Source organism: Streptomyces sp. NPDC058653 (genome assembly GCF_042716895.1).
GTDB lineage: Bacteria > Actinomycetota > Actinomycetes > Streptomycetales > Streptomycetaceae > Streptomyces.
This window is the reverse complement of sequence record NZ_JBHXRM010000013.1, coordinates 114,646-127,265: the sequence shown is the minus strand read 5'-3', so window position 1 is coordinate 127,265 and position 12,620 is coordinate 114,646. Positions and strand designations below refer to the sequence as shown.

The 12,620-nt window shown below is 70.4% G+C and carries 11 protein-coding genes and 1 riboswitch; of the genes, 2 read left to right on the top strand and 9 right to left on the bottom strand.

Going from position 1 to position 12,620, the window contains the following annotated elements; all coding sequences use genetic code 11:
- Nucleotides 1-5 precede the first annotated feature (5 nt).
- Complete coding sequence (locus ACFWU9_RS14245) at nt 6-869, top strand: STM4011 family radical SAM protein (RefSeq protein ID WP_384317965.1); 864 nt, start codon at nt 6-8, stop codon at nt 867-869.
- Between the two features lies 1 nt (nt 870).
- Here ACFWU9_RS14245 and ACFWU9_RS14240 read toward each other — a convergent pair whose 3' ends face one another.
- Both ACFWU9_RS14240 and ACFWU9_RS14235 read right to left on the bottom strand, forming a co-directional pair.
- Nucleotides 871-1,671, bottom strand: a complete 801-nt coding sequence (locus tag ACFWU9_RS14240; protein ID WP_384317963.1) for an SGNH/GDSL hydrolase family protein — start codon at nt 1,669-1,671, stop codon at nt 871-873.
- A 172-nt stretch (nt 1,672-1,843) separates the two neighbouring features.
- Nucleotides 1,844-2,791 carry a LysM peptidoglycan-binding domain-containing M23 family metallopeptidase gene (locus ACFWU9_RS14235; RefSeq protein ID WP_384317961.1) on the bottom strand — a complete coding sequence of 316 codons (948 nt, stop codon included), beginning with the start codon at nt 2,789-2,791 and terminating at the stop codon, nt 1,844-1,846.
- A 4-nt stretch (nt 2,792-2,795) separates the two neighbouring features.
- Nucleotides 2,796-2,960: riboswitch (cyclic di-AMP (ydaO/yuaA leader) on the bottom strand.
- Nucleotides 2,961-3,361: 401 nt separating this feature from the next.
- On the opposite strand from ACFWU9_RS14235, the gene ACFWU9_RS14230 reads away from it, so the two are divergent.
- Complete coding sequence (locus ACFWU9_RS14230) at nt 3,362-4,162, top strand: tyrosine-protein phosphatase (RefSeq protein ID WP_384318045.1); 801 nt, start codon at nt 3,362-3,364, stop codon at nt 4,160-4,162.
- 30 nt (nt 4,163-4,192) lie between these two features.
- Here ACFWU9_RS14230 and ACFWU9_RS14225 read toward each other — a convergent pair whose 3' ends face one another.
- The 7 genes from ACFWU9_RS14225 to shc all read right to left on the bottom strand — a co-directional run bounded on the left by ACFWU9_RS14225 (nt 4,193) and on the right by shc (nt 12,497).
- On the bottom strand, nt 4,193-4,318 hold the full coding sequence (locus ACFWU9_RS14225) for a DUF6126 family protein (RefSeq protein WP_384318043.1): 126 nt from the start codon (nt 4,316-4,318) through the stop codon (nt 4,193-4,195).
- Nucleotides 4,319-4,459: 141 nt separating this feature from the next.
- Entirely contained in the window at nt 4,460-5,098 is a 639-nt protein-coding gene (locus tag ACFWU9_RS14220) for a helix-turn-helix domain-containing protein (protein WP_384317959.1), read from the bottom strand.
- A gap of 101 nt (nt 5,099-5,199) precedes the next feature.
- The gene (locus tag ACFWU9_RS14215; protein ID WP_384317957.1) at nt 5,200-6,648 is read right to left on the bottom strand and encodes an aspartate aminotransferase family protein; all 1,449 of its coding nucleotides are present in this window, start codon (nt 6,646-6,648) and stop codon (nt 5,200-5,202) included.
- Between the two features lie 13 nt (nt 6,649-6,661).
- The gene (gene dxs, locus ACFWU9_RS14210) at nt 6,662-8,560 is read right to left on the bottom strand and encodes a 1-deoxy-D-xylulose-5-phosphate synthase (RefSeq protein WP_384317955.1); all 1,899 of its coding nucleotides are present in this window, start codon (nt 8,558-8,560) and stop codon (nt 6,662-6,664) included.
- 126 nt (nt 8,561-8,686) lie between these two features.
- A complete protein-coding gene (gene hpnH, locus ACFWU9_RS14205) occupies nt 8,687-9,706 on the bottom strand; it encodes an adenosyl-hopene transferase HpnH (RefSeq protein ID WP_384317953.1) in 1,020 nt (339 codons plus the stop codon).
- Nucleotides 9,707-9,711: 5 nt separating this feature from the next.
- A complete protein-coding gene (locus ACFWU9_RS14200; protein WP_384317951.1) occupies nt 9,712-10,425 on the bottom strand; it encodes a 1-hydroxy-2-methyl-2-butenyl 4-diphosphate reductase in 714 nt (237 codons plus the stop codon).
- Entirely contained in the window at nt 10,425-12,497 is a 2,073-nt protein-coding gene (gene shc / locus ACFWU9_RS14195) for a squalene--hopene cyclase (RefSeq protein ID WP_384317949.1), read from the bottom strand. The genes ACFWU9_RS14200 and shc overlap by 1 nt, the downstream gene beginning before the upstream one ends.
- Nucleotides 12,498-12,620 lie beyond the last annotated feature (123 nt).

The following is a 12,620-nucleotide window of genomic DNA, read 5'->3' as shown; positions in this document are numbered from 1 at the left end:
CCGCCGTGGACCTGACGATCCTCTACCGGGGCCCGCTCGCCTCCTGCGACTACGACTGTCCGTACTGCCCGTTCGCCAAGCGCCGTGACAGCACGGACCAGTTGCGCGCGGACAGGGCCGCGCTGGAGCGGTTCACGGCGTGGGTGGCAGCGCAGACCGGCGACCGGTTGTCGGTCCTCTTCACCCCGTGGGGCGAAGGGCTGACCCGCTCCTGGTACCGGCGGGCGCTGACCGAGCTCTCCCACCTCCCGCATGTCGCGCGGGTCGCCATCCAGACGAACCTGAGCTGCCGCACGGACTGGCTGAAAGCCGCCGACCCGGAGAAGCTGGCGCTCTGGTGCACGTATCACCCGGGCCAGACGCCGTACGACCGTTTCCTCACCAAGGCCCGCGAGTTGGGCGCGGCGGGCATCCGCTTCAGCGTCGGGATCGTCGGGTTCCCCGACCATCTCGACCAGGCGCGCCGGCTCCGCGCGGATCTCCCCGGGCATGTCTACCTGTGGGTCAACGCGGCGGAGGGCCGGACGTATGCGGACCCGGAGGCCGCCCAGTGGACCTCGATCGACCCGCTGTTCCCGTTCAGCCGTCACCCGCACCGCTCGGCGGGCCTCCCGTGCCGCACGGGCGAGTCGGTGATCTCGGTGGACGGCGAGGGGACGGTCCGCCGCTGCCACTTCGTCCCGGCGGAGCTGGGCAATCTCTACGACGGCACCTACCGCCGCGCCCTCGAACCCCGCGCGTGCCCCCTCGCCACCTGCGACTGCCACATCGGCTACGTCCACTTGGAGACGCTCCCGCTGTACGACGTCTTCGCGGGCGGCGTCCTGGAACGCGTACCGGCCGCGGCGGCTCCCGTGGGGCCGGGGTGACTCAGTGACGTACCAGCGGCAGCAGGTCCGGGCGTTTGGCGACGGTGTGGTCGCCCGAGGATTCACCGCGGAGCCGGCGGCCGATCCAGGGCACCAGATAGTCGCGCGCCCACTGCATGTCGTCGCGGCGCACCTCAAGGGTGCCGCGCGGCGGCAGGGGCGGCCACGGCTGGTCGGGGTCGGCGGGGGTGTCGAGGCCGAGGACCTGGGCCGCGCGCAGCGCCACGCGGGTGTGGCCCTCGGGTGACAGGTGCAGCCGGTCGCCGTTCCAGGCGCGCCTGTCCTGGACGGACTTGAGCGACCACAGGTCCAGCACCGGGCAGTCGTGGCGGTCGGCGATGGAGCGGACATGGGCGGTGAACGTGGCTATCTTGCCGCGCAGATGGCGCAGGACCGGCACGCCCCGGGTGTCGAACCCGGTGGGGACCATGACGGTGCCGACCGCGCTCGTGAGGTCGGCCAGCGCCCGTTCGAAACGTTCGGCGACGTCGTCGGGGTCGGAGCCGGGCCGGATGATGTCGTTCCCGCCGGCACAGAACGTCACCAGATCCGGGGCGAGTTCCTTGGCCCGCGGGATCTGCTCGGCGACGATCTGGTCGAGCAGTCGTCCTCGTACGGCGAGATTGGCGTACCGGAACGATCCTTCCGGCGTCCGGTCGGCGAGCAGTACCGCGAGACGGTCCGCCCAGCCGACGTAGATTCCGCCCGGTCCGGGATCGCCGACGCCCTCGGTGAAACTGTCACCGATGGCCGCGTAAGACCCGAAGGCACCTCTGGTTTCCGTTCTCGAATCGTCAGCCACAGCAGAACATCATTCACCCGGGGATCCGACCTACGCGACCGTAAGAAGACGCCGGCTTCGGTGAGAAACGCCATCGGTCAAAATTCGTTCAACCGGGGAATATACGAAAGGCCGTTCGGCCGGTACCCGAAGGTGCCGGCCGAACGGCCGATTACGTGCGTGACCGAAGTGGTCAGAGGGAAACGCCGTGTTCGCGCAGGTACGCCACCGGGTCGACGTCGGAGCCGTAGCTCGGACCGGTGCGGATCTCGAAGTGCAGGTGCGGTCCCGTGGAATTGCCGGTGGAACCGGAGAGGCCGATCTGGTCGCCACCGGAGACCCGCTGGCCCGCCGAGACGGAGAGCGAGGAGAGGTGGCCGTACTGCGAGTACTGGCCGTCGTCGTGCTGGATGACGACCTCGTTGCCGTACGAACCGGCCCAGCCGGCCGAGACGACGGTGCCGGGGCCGACCGCCTTGACGGTGGTACCCGAGGCGGCCGCGAAGTCCACGCCCGTGTGGTAGCCGCTGGCCCAGCTGCCGCCGGCGGCGCGGTACGGGGTCGTGACGGTCGCGCCGTCGACGGGCGCGGTGTAGCCGGAGTCGGCGCTCTGCGCGGCCGGCTCGTTCGCGGTGGTGTCGGCCTTCGGGGCGGGCTCGGCCGGAGCGGGCTTCGCGGGCGCGGCCTTCTTCGGGGCTGCCTTCTTCGGAGCGGCCTCGGCCTTGTCCTCGGCGGACGCCTTGGCCTTGGCCTTGGCGCCGATGGTGAGCTTCAGACCCGGGTGGATCAGCGACGGGTTGTCACCGACGGCCTCCCGGTTGTCCGCGTAGAGCTTCTGCCAGCCGCCTCTGACCTTCTGCTTCTCGGCGATCTTGGCGAGGTAGTCCCCCGCGGTGACGGAGTACGTCCGCACGGTTCTGGCGGTCGCGGCCTTCTGGGCGGTCTGCGCGGTGGCCGTGCTGTGCGCCGCGGCGACGGCGCGCCCGGAGGCCGCCGACGGTGCGGAGGACTGCTCCGCGGCGTGGGCGCCCGTGGCACCGATGAGCGGAATTGCGATGGCGGCGCCACCCGTTCCCGCGGCGACGAATCCACGGGTGATCGGGTTGGTCCTCGGACGACGGTGCTTACCCTTTCCGGGCATGGCGAATTCCTCTCCGGCGCCTACGAGGTGAGCTGTCGGGTTCGGGCTGGAGATGCCCGGCCGCGCCGTGACGCGGCTTCACCCCAAGCCGTCCGGATCTCCGGACCGGCGTTCTACCTGGGTCCCCCGCTCCTGCCACACGTTGATGAGTGCTGGGTGGATGCGGATTCCGAACGGCGGCAGGATTCGGCGATCCGCTCGGATTGCGGTGACGGTAAGCCGCGTGGGGCGACCGGTACAAGCCGGTGAATCCTCTCCGTCAATCCACCCTTGAATATCGGCTCCGTGAGCGGTCACCCTGCGTGGATTACGGATCTTCGAATTCCGTGCGACGCCCCCAATTCCCTTCCCGCGCCCGGCCACACACCGTCACGGATATGATCCTGCTCACCAGCCGAAGCCGATCTGCACCCATCTCACCTGCGACCGGGGCACCTTATGAGCAATCACCCAATCCGGACAGAAGCCCTATTCGCCAGGCGCTTTCAGAGGGAACCGATGTCGTAAAGTCGGAGCGCGTCGGCGACGAGCGCCGACCGCAGACGCGGAGGAGCGCACGTGACGCACGAGGTGCCGGAGCAGGTCCCGCCGGGCGAGCCCGATCTCGCCGGAGTACGCAACTTCCGGGACGTGGGCGGTCTGCCGACCGTCGACGGACGGACCGTACGGTACGGACGCCTCTTCCGCAGCGGCCACCTCGCGCACGCCACCGCCGAGGACTCGGCGTTCCTGACCTCGCTGGGACTGCACACCGTCTTCGACTTCCGCAACGCGGCCGACCAGAAGCTCGACGGTCTGGACGTCGAGCTGGTCGGCGTACGCAATGTGAACATCCCGCTCACCGACCCGGCCGACGGCACAGAGTTCTGGAAGATGGTCCGCGACGGCGATCTCGACCAGCTGCGGTCGATCCTCGCCGACGGCAAGGGCGTGGCCCGGATGTCCGCTTCGTACCGTTCGATCATTCTGGACCGCACCGCCGAGCACCGGCGCGTGCTGCACTCCCTGGCCGAGGAGAGCCTGCCCGCGCTGATGCACTGCGCGGCGGGCAAGGACAGGGCCGGTCTCTCCATCGCGGTGTCGCTGCTCGCGGTGGGTGTGGAGCGGGAGGCGATCGAGGCGGACTATCTGAAGTCGAACGATCCGCACCGCAGGTATCAGGTACGGCGCAGCGACCCGTCGCCGGGCGGGACCTCGCCCGAGGTGCTGGAGCTGCTGGCCCCGCTCTTCGACGCGCGCGCCGTCTATCTCGAAACGGCGTTCACGACGATGGAGGAGACGTGGGGCAGCGTCGACCGCTATCTCACGGACGGTCTGGGGCTGACGGACGAGACGCGCGAGCGGCTGCGGACGCGCCTCGTCGAGGACTGAGGCCTCTCCGGAGCGGCGGGCCCCGCGGACCTACCGGTTGGCGGCGCCCGCCTCGAAGAGCAGATAGAGGAAGCCGGCCAGGACATGGCCGGCGACGAGGTAGACGAAGAGCCGGATGGCGAGACCGCGGGGGAAGCTCCGTTCCTCGTCCATCACGGACTTGGCGGGCTCCTCGGGCGACGGCTCCTGAACGGCGTCCACTGGGCTGTCGGACACGGTGATGGCCTCTCTGGTCGGGTCGGATCCGGTCGGGTCGGGGCCCGCTGTCACGGCTGACGGCGGGTCAGTGGCGCCGGTTCAGCGGCGGTGCGCCCCACCGGGCAGGCACAGCTCACCGACAGGGCTGGTCAGCAGGGTGTGCACGAACAGCAGCTCGACACCGGCGGGGCCGGCCGCCGCGAGGCGGTGCGGGGTGGTCGAGTCGAAGTGGGCGCTGTCGCCCGGGTCGAGGACATGGACCGCGTCCCCGAGGGCGAGCCGCAGCCGCCCCTCCAGGACATGGATCCACTCCTCCCCCGGATGGACGCGGACGAGGTCGCCCTGCGCGCCGTACGGGACCGTCACCCGCAGCGGCTGCATCGCCCGGCCGGAGGAGCTGCCCGCCTGGCGGTAGATCCAGCCGTCGGCCTCGACGGGCTCGGCCCGCGCGGCGCGGATGACCGGGTCGCGCTCGGGCGGCTCCTCACCGAGGAGCTCGGAGACCGTCGTACCGTAGACGCGCGCCAGTCCGAGCAGCATCGGCAGCGAGGGCTGGCGCCGTCCGGTCTCCAGTCGGGAGAGATGGGCCGGGGAGAGCGCGGCCCGTCCGGCGGCGGCCTCCAGGGTGAGGCCCCGGCCGCGACGCAGCTCGCGCAGCCGGGGCGCGACGTCCGGCAGGGTCTCGTCCGTGGCGTCGGTCCGGTCGGTCGCCTGTTCATGAGCGGCGGGGTTGTTCATGCCCCCATTCCGCCAGCAATTCTCCTCTGAGGCAAATTTATTACCTCAGAGGCAAACCCGCCTACGGCCACCGACACCGGCGTCGGCACCGACACCCGTCCTCACCGGTTGGCGAGCGCCTGCTTCACCAGCGTCCGGCCGAAGTCCCACATCAGTCCGCCACCCGCGTGCGCGTCGTCCATCACGGCCGTGAAGGCCGTCACGAAGCGGTCGACCTCCCGCTCCCCGATGGTCAGCGGCGGAATCAGCTTGATCACCTCCAGATGGTCCCCGGAGACCTGGGTGAGGATGCGGTGCTTCTGGAGCAGCGGCACCACGACCATCTGCGCGAAGAGACCCTTGCGGGCGGTCTGGAGCATCGTCCAGCGGCTGCGCAGCCCGATCGACGACGGCCGGCCGAACTCGATCCCGATCATCAGTCCCCGGCCGCGCACCTCGCTCAGCAGCTCGTACCGGTCGACCAGCGCGGCCAGCCGTGTCCGCAGCAGATCACCGGTCGTCCTGGCGTTGGCGACGATCTTCTCGTCCTCGATCACCGACAGAACGGCCAGCCCCGCGGCCATCGCCTGCGCGTTGGATCCGAAGCTGGCCGAGTGGACCAGCACCCGGTCCATCGAGGAGTAGACCTTCTTGAAGATCCAGTCCTTGCCGAGGGTCGCGCCGACCGGTACGTAACCGCCGGAGAGGGCCTTCGCGACACAGACCAGGTCCGGCTCGACGCCTTCCTCGTGCTGGTACGCGTAGAAGTCGCCGGTCCTGCCGAGCCCGGTCTGCACCTCGTCCACGATGAGCAGCGCCTTGTGCCGGTGCAGCAGCTCCTGCGCGGCCCGCAGGAAGCCGGGCGGGGTCGCGTACACGCCCTTGCCCTGGATCGGTTCGACGACGAAGCCCGCGACGTCGCCGCGCCTCAGCTCCCGCTCCAGCGCGTCGAGATCGCCCCCCTCGATCGCCGTGTCGGGGAGCAGCGGCGCGAAGCCGTCCCGGAAGCCGTCCTCGCCGTTGACCGACAGCGAGCCGATGGTCAGCCCGTGGAAGGCGTGCGCGCAGTAGAGAATCCTGGGCCTGCCCGTGGCGTACCGGGCGAACTTGAGTGCCGTCTCGACCGCCTCCGTACCGCTGTTGCCGAAGAAGACCCGGTCCAGATGCGGGCTGTGGGCGAGCAGTCTCTCGGCGAGGAGGCCAGGCAGCGGCTGGCAGTCGAAGCGGGTGAGGTCGGCGAGCGAGGCGTCGAGGACGTCGTGGAGGGCCTTGCGTACGACGGGGTGGTGCCGGCCGATGCCCATTACACCGAAGCCGGCGAGCATGTCCAGGTAGTCGTTGCCCTCGGCGTCCCAGAAGTAGGCGCCCTCGGCGCGCTCGTAGACCTTGTCGAAGCCGATGGTCCGCAGCATGCGCGGGAGTTGGTGGTTCAGATGGGCGCTGTGCAACTCGTAGCGCTCACCGCCGCGTTCGGCCAGCAGCTTCGCCAGGTCGAACTCCTTGCCCGGCACTCCGGCCGCCTCCTCCTCCCGCGACCCGGCCGCCTCCTCGTGCCCTGTCGACCCGGTCATCGCGTGTGCTCCGTCATGGCGTCTTCTCCTCGCGCTTCTCCTGGCGCGCCAGTGCGGCGCTGATCTGTCCCGCGATCTCGACGGGGGTGAGCCCGATGTCGGCGAGCACCTCACCGCGTTTGGCGTGCGCGAGGAACTGTTCCGGGATGCCGAACGTCCGCAGCGGTACGTCCACGTCGGCGTCGCGCAGCGCCTGTCCCACGGCCCAACCGACGCCGCCGCTGCGGCTGTTGTCCTCCACGACGGCCACGATCCGGTGCCGCTCGGCGAGCGGCGCCAGCTCCGCGTCCACGGGCTTGACCCACCGGGGGTCGACCACGGTGCAGCCGATGCCGCGCGCGGCCAGCAGTTCGGCGGTTCCGAGGCAGACCCCGGCGAGCGCCCCGACCGAGACCAGCAGCACGTCGGCCTCGCCGGCCTCCGGCGCGCGCAGGACGTCGAGCCCGCCCGTACGGCCGACGGCGGGGATCGTCTCGCCCACCGACTCCTTGGGGAAGCGCACGACGGTCGGCGCGTCGTCGACGTCCACGGCCTCCCGCAGCAGCGACCTGAGCTGGTCCGCGTCGCGCGGCGCGGCGATCCGCAGACCCGGTACGCACTGGAGCAGGGACATGTCCCACATGCCGTTGTGGGAGGGGCCGTCGACGCCGGTGACACCGGCCCGGTCGAGTACGAACGTGACTCCGCACCGGTGCAGCGCGACGTCCATGAGCAGTTGGTCGAAGGCGCGGTTGAGGAAGGTGGCGTAGACGGCGACGACGGGGTGCAGTCCGCCGGTGGCGAGCCCGGCGGCGGAGACCGCCGCGTGCTGCTCGGCGATGCCGACGTCCCACACGCGCTCGGGGAAGCGCGCGGCGAATCCCGTCAGCCCCACGGGGTGCAGCATGGCGGCCGTGACGGCGACGACGTCGGGGCGCTCCTCGCCGATGGCGACGATCTCGTCACCGAAGACCGAGGTCCAGGAGGGCTTGCCGGGAGGCGCCAGCGGTTCGCAGGTCAGCGGGTCCATCACGCCGACGGTGTGGAAGTGGTCGGCCTCGTCGTCCAGGGCGGGCTGGTAGCCGCGGCCCTTCTCGGTCAGACAGTGCACCAGTACGGGTCCGGAGAAGCGGCTCGCGCGCCGCAGCGCCGTCTCGACGGCCCCGACGTCGTGTCCGTCGATCGGTCCCACGTACTTGAGCCCGAGGTCCTCGAACATGCCCTGCGGGGCGACGGCGTCCTTGAAGCCCTTCTTCGCGCCGTGCAGCGACCCGTACAGCGGCCGGCCGACCACGGGGGTCCCCCGCAGGACCTCCTTGCCCCACGCGAGCACCTGCTCGTAGCCGTCGGTGGTGCGCAGGATGGCGAGGTGCCTGGCCAGGCCGCCGATGGTGGGACCGTACGACCGCTCGTTGTCGTTGACCACGATGATCAGCGGCCGGTCCCTCGCCGCGGCGATGTTGTTCAGGGCCTCCCAGGCCATTCCGCCGGTGAGCGCGCCGTCCCCGATGACCGCCACGACGTGGTCGGCGCCGCCGCGCACCTGGCGGGCCTTGGCGAGCCCGTCGGCCCAGCCGAGCACGGTGGAGGCGTGGGAGTTCTCGATGACGTCGTGGTCGGACTCCTCGCGCGAGGGATAGCCGGAGAGGCCACCCTTGGTCCGCAGCTTGGAGAAGTCCTGCCTGCCGGTGAGCAGTTTGTGGACATAGCTCTGGTGTCCGGTGTCCCACAGGATGCGGTCGGCCGGTGAGTCGAAGACGCGGTGCAGGGCGACGGTCAGCTCCACCACCCCGAGGTTGGGGCCCAGATGGCCCCCGGTCCTGGCGACCGCGGGGATCAGGAACTCCCTGATGTCCCCGGCCAGTTCGTCGAGTTCGGTCCTGCTCAGCGCCTTCAGGTCGCGCGGCCCCCGGATGTTCTCCAGCATCGACATGTTCGGCCCCCTCTGGATCCTCTCGTGGATCCGTCAGCTCTCTGCACTCCGGTCAGGGCGCCGGAGGGACAGCGGCGGGGTGCGCCGCTGTCCCTCCGGTGCCCGTGACGTCACGGGCCGCCGGTCTCAGCTGCTCCCGGCGACCGTCTCCCGTACGGCACGCAGCGACTCCTTGAGGGAGCCCATGGTGGCGAGTACGGCCGTCGGCTCGTAGCCGCAGTGCGCCATGCAGTTGGCGCAGCGCGGGTCCTTGCCCCGGCCGTACTTGTCCCAGTCGGTCTCCTCGATCAGTTCCCGGTACGTCGGGACGTATCCGTCGCTCATCAGATAGCAGGGGCGCTGCCAGCCGAAGAGCGAGTAGTTGGGGATCGCCCAGGCCGTGCACGGGAAGTCGGCCTTGCCCTCCAGGAAGTCCAGGAAGAGCGGTGAGTGGTTCAGGCGCCAGCGTCCCCTGTTGCCGCCGGCGAACGCCTTCTTGAACAGCTCCCGCGTCTGCTCGACGCCCAGGAAGTGCTCCTGGTCGGGTGCCTTCTCGTAGGCGTAGGCGGGCGAGATCATCATCTCGTCGACCTTCAGGTCGTCGTTGAGGTAGTTGAGGACCTCGATGATGGTCTGCGGGGTGTCGGTGTTGAAGAAGGTGGAGTTGGTGGTGACCCGGAAGCCGCGCTTCTTGGCCTCCTTCATCGCCTCCACGGCCTCGTCGAAGACCCCTTCCTTGGCGACCGACTCGTCGTGCCGCTCGCGCAGGCCGTCGATGTGCACGGCGAAGGCGAAGTACGGCGAGGGGGTGAACTTCTCCAGCTTCTTGCGCATCAGCATCGCGTTGGTGCAGAGGAAGACGTACTTCTTCTTCGCGACGAGCTGCCTGACGATCTCATCGATCTGCGGGTGCATCAGCGGCTCGCCGCCGGCGATGGAGACCATCGGTGCCCCGGATTCGAGCACCGCCCCCACCGCTTGCGCCACGGGCATACGCTGCTTCAGGACCCCGGCCGGGTGCTGGATCTTGCCGCAGCCCTCACATGCGAGATTGCAGGCGAAGAGTGGTTCCAGCTCGACGATGAGTGGAAACTTCTCACGCCTGCGTAGCTTCTGTTCGACGAGGTATGTCCCGACCCTGATGGTCTGACGGAGCGGCATGGCCATCTAGCTCACCTCCTGGGGAGCAGCAAAGAACGGTGCCATTCAAGAAAAGCCGGAATGACGGCACGAAGGACACGGAAAGCTGATATTCCACCGCTTACCGTGCCAATTCGGACTAGCTCATGCTCTGGAGCGTCCACGACCACCCGTACGGCCGCAACCGGGCGGGACCCGGCGCTCAGAGCGGTGCGCAGCGTGGCCGCGGACTCCATGTCCACGGCCACGGCTCCCGTGGCACGCAGCCCGGCCCTCTCGGGGCCGCGCACCACATGGTCGGATCCGGCCAGCGGGCCGGTGTGGACGGTACGTCCTGGCAGCGCCCGGGACAGCGCCTCCACGAGCAGCGCCGTTCCCGTACAGCGCGTCAGGCCGTGGGAGCCCCGGGTCTCTTCGGCGACGATCAGGTCCCCCGGGTTCATCCCGGGGACCAGGCCGGCACAGAATCCGGACGCGATGACGGCCGCGGCCCTGTTCCGGTCGGTTCCGAGCGCGCGCGCCGTCGCGCGCTCGGCGTTCTTGGGGCCCATGCCCGTCCGCAGGACGGTGACGGGCCCGGTCCCGCCCGTACGGCCGCCCCGCCCCGCTTGTGCGCTCCGCAGGGCGCTGCGCAGAGCCACCTGCTCGATGCCGAGGGCGCAGGCGATCAGCAGCGGTGTCGTGGCGGGGCCGGCCCCCGCGTCGACGGGGGCGGCTCGGTCGGCTCGGTCGGGGGCCGGTCCCATCAGGCCCCCTTGCGGCTGTCCGCCCGGCTGTCGGGTCGTCGCTCCGTGACGTTCCTCGTCCGGCCGTCCCCGAGCAGCTCGCCGCGGGCGGACCCGCGGCCCGGACGCGGCTCCCCGTTGACGTATCTGCCGAGAGCAGTGAGCGGGAACACCTGCCGGTAGAGGTGGTAGTTGATGGAGAAGTCCCACGGGAACCCGGTGCCGGTGAAATACGGCTCGTCCCAGGAGCCGTCCTCCCGCTGGGCCGCCGCGAGCCACGCGACCGCGCGCTCGACGGCCGGTGTCTCGCGCCGCCCGGCGGCCAGGAGCGCGAGCAGCGCCCACGCGGTCTGCGAGGCGGTGGACGCGCCGTGCCCGATCCACTTGTCCTCGCGGTACGAGCGCAGGTCCTCGCCCCAGCCGCCGTCGTCGTTCTGTACGGATTCGAGCCAGCCGACCGCGCGGCGGATCGCCGGGTGGCTCTCGGGCAGCCCGGCGGCGACGAGCGCCGGCACGACGGACCCCGTCCCGTACACGTAGTTGACGCCCCAGCGGCCGAACCAGGAGCCGTCCGCCTCCTGTTCGGTGAGCAGCCACTCGATACCGCGCCGGGTGTCGGGGTGCTTGGCCAGACCCTCGTACGCGAGCATCTCCACGACATGGGCGGTGACGTCCGCCGACGGCGGGTCGATGACCTCGCCGAAGTCGCAGAACGGCAGCCGGTTGGGGAACGGGCTGACGTTGTCGGCGTCGAACGCGCCCCAGGCGCCGTTCTTCGACTGCATGCCGAGCGTCCAGCGGGCGCCGCGCTGGACGGCCGTGTCCATCCGCCCGGTGTCCGGGTGCGCGACCCGGCGCAGGGCGAGGATGACCTCGGCGGTGTCGTCGATGTCGGGGTAGTTGTCGTTGTGGAACTCGAACGCCCAGCCGCCGGGGGCGAGTCCGGGTCTGCGTACGGACCAGTCGCCGGGGCGCACGATCTGCTCGTCGAGCATCCACTCGGCCGCCTTGACCAGTGCCGGGTGGTCCGGGCTCACACCGGCGTCGGCCAGCGCGATCGTGGCCAGACAGGTGTCCCACACCGGGGACTGGCAGGCTTCGATCATGCGCGCGCCGTCCTCGCGCCAGACGGCGAAGCGGTCGAGCGATTCGAGTCCGGCGCGCATCACCGGGTGCTCCAGGTCGTAGCCGAGCAGATGCAGGGCGATGATCGAGTAGACGGCCGGCGGCTGGATACCGCCCCAACAGCCGTCGTTCTCCTGGCGTTCGACGATCCAGCGGGCCGCCGCGTTCATCGCCGTACGTCGGACGGCGCGCGGCGCGACCTTGTGGTACAGGTGCAGCACCTTGTCGACGCGCTGGAAGATCCCGTCCCAACTGGCCGCCGGGGCCAGCGGTTTCAGGGGATTCGGGCGCCGTACGTCCGTGTGCAGTTCGTCCAGGGCGAAGGGCGCGGGGCGGACGGGGCGCAGGGCGGAGACGATCGTGAGAGGCACGATGGTCTGCCGGGCCCAGCAGCCGAACGAGTAGATGTTCAGCGGGAACCACTTCGGCAGGAAGATCACCTCGGGCGGGACCTCGGGGAGGTCGTCCCACTTCCACCAGCCGAAGAGCGCGAGCCAGATCCGGGTGAAGACCCTGCTCTCGGCGATGCCGCCCTGTTCCCGGATCCAGGCGGCGGCGCGCGCCATGTGGGGGTCGTCCGGCTCGTCCCCGGCGAGCCGCAGCGCCACGTATCCCTCGATGGTGGCGGAGAGTTCGCCGGGCCCGCCGTAGAAGGTGGCCCAGGTCCCGTCGGGGCGCTGTTCGCCGCGGATGAAGCGGCCGGCCGCCTCGGTGGTCCTCGCGTCCTGCACACCGAGGAACTGCCGGAGCAGCAAGTCCTCGGCGTCCATGGTCACATTGGTCTCCAGGTCGCCCTTCCACCAGCCCTGGGCGTCCTGTTGGCCGAGCAGATGCTCGACGGATCGTGCGGTGGCACGCCGTGCGACCTCTCCGATGTCGCTCACGACGTGAGTGGTGTCGGACGGTTCGCTCGCCGCGGCAGCGCGGGGTCCCACGGCCCCGGTGCTTCCGTCGGTCGTCGCTGTCATGGCTTCCCCTTACGTGCAGTTGGTCCTCTGCTGTGCTGGGGTCTCCGTCGTCCGGGGGATCGGGAACGAACCGACGGACGGCGCGACTACGGAGGCTTTCGGTGCGTCAGCCTCCGGTGAGCG